The sequence below is a fragment of the Photobacterium kagoshimensis genome (genome assembly GCF_050337045.1).
Lineage (GTDB): Bacteria > Pseudomonadota > Gammaproteobacteria > Enterobacterales > Vibrionaceae > Photobacterium > Photobacterium kagoshimensis.
In genome coordinates this window covers 87,864-103,050 of record NZ_JAKJSO010000008.1, presented here as the reverse complement: position 1 = coordinate 103,050, position 15,187 = coordinate 87,864, and the positions used below count along the sequence as shown (strand labels likewise).

14 protein-coding genes are annotated in these 15,187 nt (G+C 41.1%); 6 read left to right on the top strand and 8 right to left on the bottom strand.

The window, feature by feature from the left end; genetic code table 11:
- Positions 1–106: 106 nt before the first annotated feature.
- The gene (ohr, locus tag L4C35_RS00980; protein ID WP_428461128.1) at positions 107–529 is read right to left on the bottom strand and encodes an organic hydroperoxide reductase Ohr; all 423 of its coding nucleotides are present in this window, start codon (positions 527–529) and stop codon (positions 107–109) included.
- Between the two features lie 149 nt (positions 530–678).
- Between ohr and ohrR the strand changes: the two genes are divergently transcribed.
- From ohrR to L4C35_RS00960, 4 genes are all read left to right on the top strand, one after another.
- A complete protein-coding gene (gene ohrR / locus L4C35_RS00975) occupies positions 679–1,146 on the top strand; it encodes a transcriptional regulator OhrR (protein WP_428461127.1) in 468 nt (155 codons plus the stop codon).
- A 545-nt stretch (positions 1,147–1,691) separates the two neighbouring features.
- The gene (locus L4C35_RS00970; protein WP_428461126.1) at positions 1,692–2,204 is read left to right on the top strand and encodes a DUF2505 domain-containing protein; all 513 of its coding nucleotides are present in this window, start codon (positions 1,692–1,694) and stop codon (positions 2,202–2,204) included.
- Positions 2,205–2,262: 58 nt separating this feature from the next.
- Positions 2,263–2,895, top strand: coding sequence for a TetR/AcrR family transcriptional regulator (locus tag L4C35_RS00965; RefSeq protein WP_428461125.1), 633 nt, complete (start codon positions 2,263–2,265; stop codon positions 2,893–2,895).
- Positions 2,896–3,158: 263 nt separating this feature from the next.
- On the top strand, positions 3,159–3,746 hold the full coding sequence (locus tag L4C35_RS00960) for a hypothetical protein (protein ID WP_428461124.1): 588 nt from the start codon (positions 3,159–3,161) through the stop codon (positions 3,744–3,746).
- A 128-nt stretch (positions 3,747–3,874) separates the two neighbouring features.
- Here L4C35_RS00960 and L4C35_RS00955 read toward each other — a convergent pair whose 3' ends face one another.
- Positions 3,875–5,362: an oligopeptide:H+ symporter gene (locus L4C35_RS00955; protein ID WP_428461123.1), complete on the bottom strand. Its 1,488-nt coding sequence runs from the start codon at positions 5,360–5,362 to the stop codon at positions 3,875–3,877.
- 371 nt (positions 5,363–5,733) lie between these two features.
- Here L4C35_RS00955 and L4C35_RS00950 point away from each other — a divergent pair, with 371 nt between their 5' ends.
- On the top strand, positions 5,734–6,375 hold the full coding sequence (locus L4C35_RS00950; protein ID WP_428461122.1) for a TetR/AcrR family transcriptional regulator: 642 nt from the start codon (positions 5,734–5,736) through the stop codon (positions 6,373–6,375).
- Between the two features lie 105 nt (positions 6,376–6,480).
- On the opposite strand, the gene L4C35_RS00945 is transcribed toward L4C35_RS00950, so the two are convergent.
- Positions 6,481–8,403 (bottom strand): sensor domain-containing diguanylate cyclase, encoded by a 1,923-nt coding sequence (locus tag L4C35_RS00945; protein WP_428461121.1) that lies wholly within the window; start codon positions 8,401–8,403, stop codon positions 6,481–6,483.
- Between the two features lie 291 nt (positions 8,404–8,694).
- Here L4C35_RS00945 and L4C35_RS00940 point away from each other — a divergent pair, with 291 nt between their 5' ends.
- Positions 8,695–9,519, top strand: coding sequence for a DUF4344 domain-containing metallopeptidase (locus L4C35_RS00940; protein ID WP_428461120.1), 825 nt, complete (start codon positions 8,695–8,697; stop codon positions 9,517–9,519).
- 179 nt (positions 9,520–9,698) lie between these two features.
- Here L4C35_RS00940 and L4C35_RS00935 read toward each other — a convergent pair whose 3' ends face one another.
- The 5 genes from L4C35_RS00935 to L4C35_RS00915 form a co-directional block, all read right to left on the bottom strand.
- Complete coding sequence (locus tag L4C35_RS00935; RefSeq protein ID WP_428461119.1) at positions 9,699–11,150, bottom strand: bifunctional 2-methylcitrate dehydratase/aconitate hydratase; 1,452 nt, start codon at positions 11,148–11,150, stop codon at positions 9,699–9,701.
- A 48-nt stretch (positions 11,151–11,198) separates the two neighbouring features.
- Complete coding sequence (prpC, locus tag L4C35_RS00930; RefSeq protein ID WP_428461118.1) at positions 11,199–12,359, bottom strand: bifunctional 2-methylcitrate synthase/citrate synthase; 1,161 nt, start codon at positions 12,357–12,359, stop codon at positions 11,199–11,201.
- Positions 12,360–12,461: 102 nt separating this feature from the next.
- Entirely contained in the window at positions 12,462–13,331 is an 870-nt protein-coding gene (gene prpB / locus L4C35_RS00925; protein WP_428461117.1) for a methylisocitrate lyase, read from the bottom strand.
- A gap of 18 nt (positions 13,332–13,349) precedes the next feature.
- The gene (locus L4C35_RS00920) at positions 13,350–14,012 is read right to left on the bottom strand and encodes a GntR family transcriptional regulator (RefSeq protein ID WP_428461116.1); all 663 of its coding nucleotides are present in this window, start codon (positions 14,010–14,012) and stop codon (positions 13,350–13,352) included.
- Positions 14,013–14,388: 376 nt separating this feature from the next.
- The gene (locus tag L4C35_RS00915) at positions 14,389–15,054 is read right to left on the bottom strand and encodes a lipocalin-like domain-containing protein (protein WP_428461115.1); all 666 of its coding nucleotides are present in this window, start codon (positions 15,052–15,054) and stop codon (positions 14,389–14,391) included.
- Positions 15,055–15,187: the final 133 nt, after the last annotated feature.

Sequence of the window (15,187 nt, the reverse complement as noted above, 5' to 3'; positions counted from 1 at the left end):
GATAACGTTTTTCGGCTTCATCTTGCGGTTCAAATTCATCACAGACAATTGGTGTGACTTCGTCGGTACTGAATTTGATCATCGCAGGGGGATACAAATCATCGAATTACAGTGCAACACCATTAACTGATAGTTTTACATCGATATTGCCTTTCACTGCATTTGAATACGGACAAACTTGATGTGCAGTTTTTACTAATTGCTGTGCTTGCTGTTCTTCTAAATCGAGTACAACAGCAAGCGCAACTGTCAAAGCAAAACCACCCGCATTATTTGGCCCTATCCCTACTTCAGCCGTCACTGGTGCTTGCGTTAATTTGATTTTCATCTCACGAGCAACATGAATAATCGCATTTGAAAAACACGCAGAATAACCCGCAGCAAACAATTGTTCTGGATTAGTTGCTTCACCTGTTCCACCCATTTCTTTCGGGTAGCTGAGAGCGAGATCTAGCATGTTGTCTTCTGTAGTTACTTGACCGTTACGCCCTGATGATGCCGTTGCTTTCGTTGTGTACAGTGTCGTCATGATGATGTCCTTTAAATTACATACGATAATAAACGATTTAGATTGCCAGCAATTAGATTGCGCACAATTCTTTTACAGCAAGTATAAGTCGATTAAAAGGTAAAACACAAGTATATTGTGCACAATCTATTTTCAGTATGGAGTTTGATATGGCGAATTTAACTGATAATCATAGTCTAAATGAAGTGGAGTCAACTCAATTATTACTTAAAAATCAAGTATGTTTCTCTCTTTATAGCGCATCAAATGCAATGATCAGAGCCTATCGTCCATTACTAAATGAACTTGATCTCACTTATTCTCAATACCTAACAATGATGGTTATTTGGGAAAAGAGTGGCATTAACGTAAAAGATCTTGGGCATGATCTTCATCTAGATTCAGGAACTCTTACGCCTTTACTTAAACGATTAGAGGCAAAAGGTTTCATTACAAGACAACGCAGCAGTGAAGATGAACGTATTCGTTTGGTTTTCTTAACCAACCAAGGAGCAGAACTCAAAAACAAAGCACTTTCTGTACCTAATAGTATGTTCTGTAAAAGCAAACTTGAAATTGAAGAGCTGCAACAACTCAAAGCCAGTTGTGACAAATTACTAGCAAACTTACAAAGCTAACTCACAAGCACACTATCTATTAATCGTGTGCCTCTCCTTCCCTTAATCTGGTCGACATTAATGCAAGGTTTTGATTGGCCATAGGGATTTATAGGAAATTACCATCTTACCTATATGATGCGTGTAAAAGATAAAAAGCCACCTGTGCCTAGCAGGTGGCTTTTCCGCTTTCTCTGGAGCATGACACCATATCATTACAAGAAAGTATTCCCTCTCCACGAGTTGCTTGTGAAGTATATCGTCAAGCGTGATATTACTATGCAGCACCACACTTAAAGTATGGTGAATTATATTGTTCGAAATCAAACCTGTTTGTGTTGTGCATCACAAAATATCAAACCTAGGTTTAAGCTTCAGCCATGTAACAAAAATAGAACAAAGACTCTATTTCATTTAATTGTGAGCCGTAGCTACAAACGAACGAATACGCAAAAGGAATATTGATCAATAGCTGATTTTTCAGTCTTTCCCTTTGAATTCAAATGCTGCTAGTTGCACAATGATTTTAGTTGTCAGACCAGTTATTAGAAGTAAAAGGAAAGAAAATGGAAATTTCAGTTACTCACGATTATCAAATTGACTTGGACTCGCTACTTCGCTTTTTTAGTGAAGAGGAACTCATTACTGAAAAGTATCATCAACTTACCGCGAAAAATGTCAAAGTGCTGGCGATAAAAGAAACCGAGGATGGGTTCAGTGTCGCAACTCAACGTGATGTACCGGCCAATGTTCCCGCAGTGCTGAAAAGTATTCTGGGTAGTTTTAATACCATTAATCAAACCGAAACTTGGCATTGGCAAGATGATGAGTCCCTACTTTGCAAAATGACCGTTGAGATTGTTGGTGTACCAGCCAAAATTACAGGCACCATGCTGTTTAGTGAACCAACAAAATCAGGTGGCGATGTAGCAACTCGAAATCAAGTTAAGGTTTCAGTCAGCAGTGCAATGCCACTCATTGGCAGTACCTTGGTCAAGTTCATTAGCGAAGACATTAAGCAACAAATGCAAAATGAATACGCGTTTTTACTCCATGCTGCTCCGGAACTCGCAAGCTAAACACCGCTATTGTGATAAAACTGCATGTTGTTAAACACAGTCAAGACAAGGAATAACCATGAAAACCCGTGATCGGATTCTCGCTGTTAGTCTCGACCTATTCAATCGAAAAGGCGTGGCTAATGTTAGTACACTAATCATTGCAACCGAGATGGGAATAAGTCCAGGTAATCTGTATTACCATTTTCGCGGCAAAGACGAGATCATCGCAACACTCGTGGAAGAACTGCACAACTCGCTCACCCGTATTAGTCATGAATATAAAGACCAAGTAACAGATTTTGATGACTATTGGCCTTTTTTACATACTATTATGGCTCTGTTTACCCATTATCGATTCTTATTCCGTAATCTCGATAATCTCAACAGCCAAAGCCCTCAAATCAAACGTAAAATACGCACATTGGTATTAAAGCTACGTACATTAAGCAGCGATATGCTCGCCCATTTGGCCGATTTAGGCATGCTAAACTGCGATGCGACCAATCAGCCGTTAATTGCCGATAACTTATTGCTTGTGAGCTTAAACTGGTTGAATTATCAAACCCTGCTGCACGACAAATTAAGTGAAGATGAATTAATTCGTGCAGGTGTATTACGTTTAATTTCGATGGTGGAGCCTTATCTATCAGAAAATGCCAAATCGCCCTTCTACACTCACCAAGATTTGGTTGATGAGCTTGTTCAATAACTAATCAGATATGGATTCATTTCAATATAATCCATTCAATATCATGAGGCAGCCATTAATAACGGCTGCCTTTATTGTTTTGATTAGATAATGCTGTAATTACCACTCATGTGATCCCTCGCCCACATAGCAATGTAACCGCTTTATTTGGTGGCGCAGATAAGTAATATTAAGTTACAAAGGTATGAAGTTGTATATATAAGTAAAAATGACACGACGAGACAACAGCTTTGTACATTTTGCAGCTTTAAAAGGAATTTATTATGACTGCAACCAAGAATATTGATAAAACAATTACTTCTACTAGCTACATCCCCAAATTAGCGGCACATACTGCTACATTTATGGCTGCACGCAGTAAAGAGCGCACTTTTCTACCAGCAACGGGATCGCACTGGTGGCTCGTTTCTTTCTCTAATCCTATTTCAACCGAAAAGTTTTTAGCTCATCTATTTTCAATTGGATTCTATGGCGATATTGATGTTCGAGGTAACGAGGTTGAATTACAAACAAAACACCAAGCTGAAGCTACAATGATCAACGCATATTGTTCACCAGAAGCCTTCCCTATTACGATTACTAATTTAGCAGCTGAATCAATTTATGTGGCAAACGATAGCCATGCATTACTTTGTAATCAACGTAATAATGGGGCTTTAAGTTATGCTGGCGAGCGCTTAGTGCACATGCAATTTAGTGTTACCCCTTCAAGCTGGGCGATGCTTAATGTACTTTCTCAGGTAATTAGCATTCACGCTATTGTTCATTTTGATCCTAACGGATACATGGTATTAAAAGCCTCAAAAGATGAGGAACAAAGAATCATTCATCACCTTGAATCTTACTTATAGCCCTATATAACTTCACTTAATCATTAATAAAAAACCTCGGTGATAACATCAACGAGGTTTTTATTACTGCCTAGCCAAATTTTCAGGTTAGACAGATCTGGGTAAGCAAGTGTTAAGCTAGATTAGTACTAGTTTGTTACTAACTCGGCCTCATGCTCTTCATCTTCAGCAGACATCATACGCGTCAACATTGGTGAAGCCAGCGCCATAACAACTGCAACGGCAAGCGTTACTAAACCGATATTTTGAAACACCTCGGTATACAATGGCAAGGTTTGTAGCGGATCTGTTACGTTTTCAGGTGCCGCACTAAAGGTTGCTACATAGCCACCAATAATGAACGAAGCGGCTTGTGTCAGGAACCAAGCGCCCATGGTAAAGCCCATCAAACGTTGCGGTACTAAGCTTGCTACCATCGCAAGACCAAGACCACTGATTAATAGCTCACCCAAACTTTGGAATAAGTAAACCAGTACCATCCAGCCAACAGAGACCATACCCGTTTGGTCTGCAAACCATAGGCCCGCAGCAGCAACAGATAAGAAGCCAAATGCACACATAAACATACCCACTGTGAATTTACCCGGCATAGATAAATCACGACCGCGGCTTCCGTAGTAAGTGTATAGGTAAGCAAGAATTGGGCTACATAGTACAACCCAGAATGGGTTCAATGCTTGCAGGCTCACGGGGTTAATGTTGAAACCAAAGAACTCAGTACGCACGTTATAAATAGCGAAGAAGTTCAGCGACGTTGGCATTTGTGCATAAAGAACGTAGAACACGATCGCTTGTAGCATGAGTACAAATGCAACAATCATTTTCTTACGCGCCGCACCTGTCAGTTTGAACGTCTCTTTCATGAAGATGCTAACAACACCCACACCAATAAGACCTAGTACTAGGTTCGCCATGAAAATATTTTGCAGTAACCATGCACAAATGAAGATTGAAACAAGCGTACCTGCCGCAACCATGCCTAAATGCTTAACATTCATAGGCGCTGAATCTGGCTCAGAACCTATACCATTCACCGTTTTGCGAAGAACAACATAACTCAACAAGCTTGCGATTAAGCCAAAACCACAAATAACAAATGCCGTTGCATAACCGTAGCTTGCTGCAATCACTGGGCTCAGAGAAAGTGAAACTAATGAGCCAATATTAATCGACATATAGTAAAGAGTGAATGCGCCATCTAAACGACTATCGCCCTCTTCATAACACTTAGCAAGTAGGCTTGATGGGTTCGCTTTGAATAAACCATTACCTACCGCAATTGCGCCAAGAGCGTAATAAATAAATGTAGGTTCAAGAATAGAGAACCCCATTAAGAAATAACCCACAGCAAGGACTATGGCACCAAACACCATAGTACGTTTTGTGCCAAGTATATGGTCACCAACGTACCCGCCGACAGAAACTAAACCATAGACTAACGCAGCAAACGCACCAAAAGTGACAAATGAATCTTGTTGTGTGAAACCAAGTTGCTCTACAAAATAAACAGCAAGAATGCCTTGCAAACCGTAATAACCAAAACGCTCCCATAGCTCGATAAAAAATATCATCTTAAATGGCTTTGGTTGGTCAAAAATACTAACTTTATTAGACATTGCAGCCTTAACCTCTAGTCTACTATGATATGAGCGAGCATTAGACCTGCAAATTAAAAGTAATAAAGTGATTCATGTTGATGTTTCAAATTGTTACCAGTGATCTGGATCACATCCATACAAATAAGATTGCATAATGGCAAAATAGTAAACAATCTTTGTATGCTAGTAAAAAAGTTAATTAAATCAATGTAATGAAAACGATAACTTTAGCTAATGACTGAGTTTGTCGTTTGCTTCTATGCAAAGCTGTATCCCTAGACATATGGGCTTTTCTATCACAAGCCTAGCATTTACTGCTGTACCAATGAGATCCATACGATATAGTGACAACAAAGAATGAAGTCGCAACGCAAGTTATAAGGGAATATATGCAAGCAAGAGGTATAAAACGTAGAGAGCAACTTAAAGCAGCAACTCGTGAATTGCTTGTCGAAATGGATATTTCTAATGTGACATTTGCAGATATTGCGTCACGTGCGAATGTACCAAAAAGCTCTGCCTACCATTTTTACGCTAATATTGATGATATATACGCAGACGTCGCCCAGGACTACGGTGAAGAGCTACTCAATATATTATCGGTATTGCCCGCATATGGTGACATAGAGCAATGGCAAGATATTGTCGATATTCTTATCGAACGGTCGATTGTTTTCTATGAACATGAAAAGGCAGCAAGACAGCTGATTATCTCTGGGAAAACCTCGCCTGCAATAAAACAAAAAGATCGAAATAACGATCTGATCATTTCTGCAAAAATTTATTTTATCCTAGATAGTTTTTTTGAATTGCCACAAATTGATAACCATTCCGACATTTTCCATATCTGGGTTGAAATAGTAGATGTTATTTTCACTCTATCACAAATGAAGTATGGCTTTATTACCACAAGCATGGCTAATGAAGCCAAACGAGCAGCTAAGGCCTATCTAGGCACTTATCTAACCACCCCACTGATAAAAAAGCCAAAACCCTTATTAACACCAGTGTTAAATGAAATAACAAACTGAGGCGCCCAGATCGTGCATCGCAGTTAGTCATATCACGGTATTTCACACTAGACGCCTAGAGCAAATGCTCATCGGACATACAATAGGCGTCTAGTCTTAACAAGCTTAAACTACCTCTACGTTTATACTGCCAGCATGCTCTGAACCCACAGTATTACCACAAGGCCGACACTCACCCGTTTTAGGGCTCGTCACATTCACATCATCATCACATTGGTAATAACGGCACGGGCCGTACCCCATGTCATGCAAGCATACTTTTGAGGGTTTATTTTTCTTTGCTTTGTATAAAGCATTATCAGCAAGGGAGATAACACTGTCTAGCTCTCCCTGTACCTCAGCAAAACCGACACTTACAGTGTAACTTGCTTTTTTTCCATTAAAATGAACCTGTGACTGGCTTAACGCTCGCCGCAATACTTGTAATTTACTGTCCGCAGCAATACTCGATTCTGCCATAAACATAATCGAAAACTCATCACCACCATAACGGGCAATAATTGCCTGATCCGGCATAACCTCTTTTAACTTTTCTCCAACAGATAAGATAACTTGATCACCAAATAAGTGCCCCAAGCCATCATTAATCATTTTAAAATCATCAATATCTAACATCGCCAAATAATAACCAGTTTGATTTTTCATTAGCACTTGTTGAATATGAGAGCGTAAATAGTTTTTATTCATCAAGTTAGTCATTTGATCTTTATCTTTAATTCGCTGCCTTAGTAGCACATGGTTTAAGGCACCCTGAGCATAGATACGGTAAATATTAACAAACCAAGGTAACACTGCTGGTGTGCCTAACAAATACACTATGCCTTGTAACTGCTCATTAATGATGAGAGGCACTCGAAATACTGCACGAGTTGGCGATATATGCCGTGCAATGAGGTCATTTCTATTCGAAACGGAAACACGCATACTTTGACGTTTATCTAGAGTCAGGAATCGCTCAACAATTTCCTGAGAAAAAGTATACCTTCTGTGCACATCCACATATTCTTGGTGATCTTCATTGTAGGTAAACAAAATAACACTTTCACAAGGGACAAGATCTTTAATCATGGCATTTAACCTTTGGTCTAATGCCACCAGCCCATCGACTTCTGTTAATAATCGACCATTATTATGTACACGCTTAGAAATTAAATTAATAAGCACCATGATACCGATAACACAAAACAATGTAATGCTAACTGCACCTAAGTTAAACGCTTGTGAAGTTATATCTTGCGTAATAGTGCCCGATAATAAAATCCAACCAAATGCATTATCTGCGTCGTAAACACTAAATTTCCACCGCATCTTGTACATATAGCCATCTATTTCCCCTTGTGTTTCCCCCTTCTGAATACTCTGAAGCAGTTCAGGCTCGACGCTAACGGATAAGCTACCAATACGAGAATGGTCTGGATGCATAATAATTTGACGGCTATTCCCATCGACAACATATACATAGCCATTTTTCATGGTCTTAAGCAATGCCAATTGTTTATATAATTCAGTAACATCTGTTTCTAATAATATATAAGCCAATTGCTTATTTGCCATTTCTATAACTTTTACAACTGTTACGCTCCATTTATCCGTTGTACGACTCATATAAATAGGTGATATATAACTTTCACCTACCTTACTATTTGGATTATACCAAGGCCGATTTTCCATTTTACTTGCAACATTATGTGCTTCAACACCATGTGTGCCGTAATAGCTTCCTTGAGAATACAGCCCAACTTCGGATAGCTTTTTTTGATTAGCTATAAGCGCATCACCCATAGCAATATATTCATCAATTGCAATATCACGAACTAATATTTGGCCTAATAAATACAAGTGATTTTCAACGGAATTAAAGTGAATTTTCAAATATTCATTAGCGAATGAGACATTATCTTTTGCTTGTTGGTAGGCCGCAGCTCGGCTCACTCTAAGATCAGAATATCCGACATAAGACAACGATAAGAACACGACAACAATCAGTGGAATGATTGTTTGTATTAAATGCTTCGGTTTTATATCCATCAATAAAAACTCTTGGCGGTCATTAACCACCTATTTTGAATAGGTAAACACGGATTACCTCTCAATTGTATATCACCATACTTAATAGCACGCAGTTGAATATTAACTTTATTGACATAGCGCACATTATAGTGCGTTGCAAAGCTACAGGCAGTCAAACGGCACTCTATACCCATAGTGCATTTATTGCACATATTTATCATATGATGTCGTTTTATCAGCACTTTTCTGCGAAAATTTATGTTGTAAATATCTTTTTAATGATAAAAACATTCACATGAAGGATAGAGAATGCAAAGCACAAGACGCTGGCTTAAATCAGTATTTTTTTCTGTGTTACTACTACCATGCATAGCAGTAGCAGAAACAACTGTCACTTTTAAGGCTGAAGATGGCACTATTCCGAGTGATTTATTAACAGAGATAAAACAAGTTTCGAACGAAATAGCGGCGTTTTTTAACTGGCTAGCACCGATTAACGGTGACTTAAAGATAGTGTGGGCAAATAAAATTGATGGGCCATTATTCGACCCTGAAATAAATACAATCCAAATGCCCTATGAATTTGCCACCGAGCTCTATACCCTTTTTAGTGAAGATAATTACGAGAAAACAGGTAGAAGCGTAGATCAAGCAACACTGGATGCGCTTCAATTCATTTTATTCCATGAATATGGGCATGCTTATTTAAACCACTACCAGATTGTCGTTTTGGGCAAAGAGGAAGATGCTGTCGATAACCTGGCTACCCTTCTCTTACTTTATTTCAACGACAATGGCGAAGACATAGTGTTAAATGCCGCAGATTGGTTTGCGATCAGTGATGAAAAAACAGAAGTATTCGAAGATGGTCATTTTTGGGATGAACACAGCCTAGATGCTCAGCGTTACTACAATATCCAATGCCTCGTTTTTGGCTTCAATCCAGAAAAGTATAAAAATGAATATACAGATGAACAAATAGAGCAAGGCCATGACGAATACTGTGAGTCCGAACATCAACGTCAGCTCTTTAAATGGCTAGATGTGATAGCTAAACACAGCCATGAGATTACCAGTGAAGAGCTGCTTGAACGCATCCAGCAAGGACAACCGCTTCCGGCAGAGAAGAAATAGCCTCTTTTATCTTTAGTTTCACCCTCAATGCCCAGCCTAATAGACTGGACATTTTTACATCAAACCTCTATACACCAAGCGCATAATTTGCCAGCGCTGCTGTTATTACTCTTATCACTAACCTTTTCACGCCTGTTTATACCGCTAGAAGCAGCTACAATCGACCAAGCTTTATCCCTCTAATTAATAGCGAACATTGCCATGAACTCGTTGACAGGAGTCGACTCTAACTTGGCTTGGTCACTGCATAATTCGAAAATAGATTGGCAAGTTGATGCGGGAAAGCGTGTTTGTAAATTTCGGATAAATTTACGTTCCAATACGGGAATACCTTCTTGACGACGACGGCGATGCCCTATTGGATATTCAACGGCGACTTTCTCGGTAGAGCTTCCATCCGTAAAAAAGACTTGGATCGCATTAGCAATCGAGCGTTTATCGTCTTCAAGGTATTCTGCGCTGTAGCGCTTGTCTTCCTTCACCTGCATTTTTCCACGCAACATATCAATGCGGGGATCATCGCGATGAAAATCATCTTCATAATGTTCAGCCATTAAATCGCCATGAATCAATGGGACTGCAATCATGTATTGCAGACAGTGGTCACGATCGGCGGGATTGGCCAAGTCACCGACTTTGGAAATAATACGAATAGCAGATTCATGCGTAGTAATTTCTATTCGTTCAATATCATCAAGGCGATCTTTCACTTGTTGATGTAGTATCACCGCGCACTCAACCGCCGTTTGTGCATGAAACTCAGCAGGGAAAGAAATCTTAAACAACACGTTTTCCATTACATAGCTATCAAACGGCTGATTAACTTTAAATTGCTCACCTTTAAACTGAACATCGTAAAAGCCCCACTGCGGTGCGCTTAATACCGACGGTAGACCCATCTCGCCTTTCATGGTGATCATGGCAAGTCGAACAGCGCGTGAAGTTGCATCACCTGCCGCCCATGATTTACGTGACCCCGCATTAGGCGCATGGCGATAGGTACGCAGTGAGCATCCATCGACCCAAGCTTGCGAAACAGCATCGATAATTTGATCACGACTTCCACCGAGCATTTTCGTGACAACCGCCGTAGAGGCAACACGTACTAATAACACATGATCCAGCCCCACGCGGTTATAGCTGTTCTCTAATGCCAGCACTCCTTGAATTTCATGGGCTTTGATCATAGCAGTAAGTACATCGCGCATAGTAAGTGGCGCTTTACCCTCTGCAACTGCCACGCGGCTCAAGTAATCGGCAGTCGCAAGGATCCCTCCAAGATTATCTGAAGGGTGCCCCCACTCTGCGGCTAACCATGTATCGTTATAGTCTAGCCAGCGGATAATACAGCCGATATTAAATGCCGCCATTACTGGGTCAAGTTCATGTGAGGTTCCCGGCACACGCGCACCATGGCGGACAGTAGTGCCCGGTACAATTGGGCCTAAATGTTTAGTACATTCGGGAAAGCGCAACGCTAATAAGCCACAACCTAAGGTATCCATCAGGCAGTTACGTGCTGTGTTGTACGCCTCGCTAGAGTGGATCTCACTGTTCGCTACATAATCCGCAATTTTCACCAACAGTGCATCAGGTGCGGGGCGTTCGTTTATATCTACATTCATGCTCATGCTAAGTCCTGTCTAATCCTTTAGTTTTGCCAAATTGCTCTATTGCGTTTAATCACGCTCTTCAATGGGTAACCAATCTTGATGCTCTGGACCAACGTAATCCGCACTTGGGCGAATGATTCGGTTATGCTCTCGTTGTTCAAAGATATGCGCAGCCCAGCCAGTGACTCGGCTCATGACAAAAATCGGCGTAAACAACTTAGTGGGGATCCCCATGAAATGGTAAGCAGAAGCATGGAAAAAGTCGGCGTTGGCGAACAAGTCTTTTTCACGCTTTAGCACTTCTTCAACGCGTACAGAAATATCGAATAACTGCGGATCTTTCGCATCTTTCGCTAGCTTGCGTGACCATTCTTTAATGAGTGCATTACGTGGGTCGGATTCGCGGTAAATTGCATGTCCAAACCCCATGACTTTATCTTTTCCATCAAGCAAAAACATGATGCCTTGTTCGGCTTCATCTGGAGTGCGCCATTGTTGAATCATTGCCATTGCCGCTTCATTGGCACCACCATGTAATGGGCCACGTAAGGTACCAATGGCTGCTGTCACACATGAATGAAGATCGGATAAAGTCGAGGCACAAACACGCCCTGCAAATGTTGATGCATTAAATTCGTGTTCAGCATACAAAACAAGCGAGCAATGCATCACTTGTTTGTGCATTGCCAGCGGTTTTTTATCTGTCAACATTTCAAGAAAATACCCACCAATACAGGGCTCTTTCGCTGATGCCGTGTCTATGCGAACACCATCATGACTGAAGCGATACCAATAACAAATAATGGCAGGAAGCATCGCCAACAAGGTCTCTGTTTTATCTTGCTGTTGACTAAAGTCGGTTTCTTGGTCCAAGTTACCTAACATAGAACAGCCCGTACGCATCACATCCATAGGGTGTGCCGTGGCGGGTATGGCCTCTAAGACTAACTTGAGCGCATCTGGTAAGCCACGCTTGGCAATCAACGTCTGCTTATACTCATCCAGCTCTTGCTGATTCGGTAATTTCCCTTTCAATAATAAATACGCGACTTCTTCAAATTCAGCGTGGTGTGCAAGATCCGTAATATCGTAACCACGATATGTCAGGCCAGTTCCCGTCTTACCCACTGTACATAATGATGTTGTTCCCGCACTTTGACCACGCAGTCCTGCACCACTAACGTGACTACTGTCCTTTTCTATATCAGCTACGGCGAGCGTTGGCATAGCAAACTCCTTTTGTCGATTACGTTATGAATACATAAATTTCACTGCACAAATGAAATTAAAGAACGAATTAATGACTGACTTTCAGCCCTTTTTTCTAGGCTATTTTTTTGAGAATAACTTATCGAGCGTTTCTTCATACTGGTGATAACCTAAGAATTGATAGAGCGCTTCTCGGGTTTGCATTGCATCAACAACCTGACGCTGATGACCGTCATCTTTTAGATGCTGATAGACATTAAGTGCGGCTTGGTTCATGGCACGAAACGCACTAAGCGGGTACAACACCATGTCAACGCCACTTTCTGCCAATTCTTCAGCTGAGAATAATGGCGTCTGACCAAACTCGGTAATATTGGCCAAAATTGGCACATCAATGGCCGAGGAAAACTGTTTATATTGATCTAACGTGTTTATCGCTTCAGGGAAAATCATGTCTGCTCCCGCTTCAACACAGGCTACAGCGCGTTCAATGGCAGCATCCATCCCTTCAACTGCTAAGGCATCTGTTCGTGCCATTACAACAAAATCACTGTCTGTTTTTGCGTCGACACAAGCTTTGATCCTATCGACCATCTCTTGCTGGCTCACAATGGCTTTATTAGGCCGATGACCGCAGCGTTTTTGCGCCACTTGGTCTTCAATATGTACCGCTGCCGCCCCTGCTTTTTCAACTTCTCGAATAGTACGTGCAATATTAAAAGCCCCACCAAACCCCGTATCTATATCGACTAACAGCGGCAATGACGAGGCAGCCGTCACCCTACGCACATCTTCAAGCACATCATTCAAGGTGGTGATCCCCAAATCAGGCAAGCCGTAGGACGCATTAGCAATGCCACCACCCGACAGGTAAATAACGTGATGCCCCACTTGTTCTGCCATCATGGCGCAATACGGATTGATTGCCCCTACAATTTGAAGCGGATGATGAGTCGCTACTGCCTGTCGAAATCGCTTTCCGGGTGTCATGATGCTATCTCCTTGTCATCACATAGTTTCTAATTGTTGCTCTATCAACTGTCGACTTCGCATAATGTGGCGGCGCATTAACATTTCGGCTAGTTCGCCATCGCGTTCTTTGATTGCAGCGAGGATCTGAGCATGCTCACTCAGGGCTTGGCTAGGACGTGAATGTGCGCGTGGCGATTGGTAGCGGTACATGCGCAATAAATGATAAAGCTCATCGCACAGCAGGCTTATCAGCTTGGAATTTTTGCTGGCTTTTATAATGCGATAATGAAAATCGAAATCACCCTGCTGGTGGAAATAAGATGCGCCTTCAACCTTTTCAATATACTGGTGGTGGGTATTTAAGAGATGTTGCAGCCCCTCAATTTCTTGATCAGAAATATGTACACAGGCTAAGCTTGCTGCCATCCCTTCTAATGCTTCACGTACTGCATAAATTTCAATAAGCTTTTCTTGGCTGAGTTCAACAATGCGAGCCCCTACGTGCGGAGCACGCTCAATCAGCCTTAATGCCTCAACTCGCATTAAGGCTTCTCGTAATGGTCCTCGGCTTACCCCAAAGGTATTGGCCAAATCAGACTCCGCAATTTTACTGCCTGCTGGGTAGCTACCATTCACAATGGCTTCTATCAAGCGCTCTGTCAGATCCTCTGACTTAGTTAGCTCTTTTACTATGTCCATTGCAGCTGCAGTCCTTATTACAAATACAACTTAGGCTTAATCACACGTCGAGTAAGAAAAGGGATATTGTCGACAATTTATCTTCTACAAAACAAAAATAGTCACACAATTGGTATAAAACAAATAAATTGTAAACAAAAGGCTAAATCTAGCTAATATTCGTCAACGATATAGACGGAACTGCGCATCTATGCATCAACAATATCTAGTGCGGTCAGAACTATTCAATGGTGAGCATAATCATCTTTGTTCGAGAGGATCAAAAACACCGAGACATAATGAGCTCGGTGTTTGGCTGTTTGGCTGTTTGGCTGTTTGGCTGTTTGGCGAAGTATTCTGCTACTTGGTACTCAAGATTGAGATATCAATAATAGAATCAATATTCTCGCTGCATAATGGCTTCCATTCCAAACTGTTTATTGCTGAGTGTTAGCGTATTATCTGCACCAAGTTCGTACTGACTTTCATGTTGTCCATCTTCATAAAGCAGGACGATATTATTGTCTTCTATGTAGTAAATACCACGGTGCTCTTTCATCTTGCCATCAGTACCTTTTACTTCAACCGAGAATAAAAAGTCAGGGCGCAATAAAATTGATAATCCCGTGATATGTTCATCCACATCACTGCCTGAGATACGAGAAGCATGCCACTGCCCCGGTAAATTCTCTGGCGCTAATTTAGTGAACCTAGCACCATCGAGCACAAATTGATTATAACTGAGCATATACGAATGCAGTTGCTCAGGTTGATCGCTTGAACGAAATGTTATGTTTGTTTCGTCTACATCGTATTGACCTTTCCACTGATCAACCGAGCCATCAGCGCGCAGTAAGCGAACCACAAAATCATAGTTAGACGTAAATTTAATATTCATGGCGGTATAGTTTTCGCCTTCACTTTCTATACCTTCATCATTTGTGCTAAACCAGTACCAATCACCGAGCAATAATGGGTAGTCGAACTCAGTTAGCTTTTCCGCCGTTGCTTGGAAACTCCAAGAACTGATGAATAATGCTAAAGTGACCAGTAATGTTTTCATAGCACGACCTCACGAAATGAACGCCTATTAAAACCCTAGTCCTGATTGTTAGAACCAACATGAAATTTCGAGATAAATCACACTTTAGTTTAGGTTATCTCATCACTGATACAAATTTGCGCGGCTGAATAAG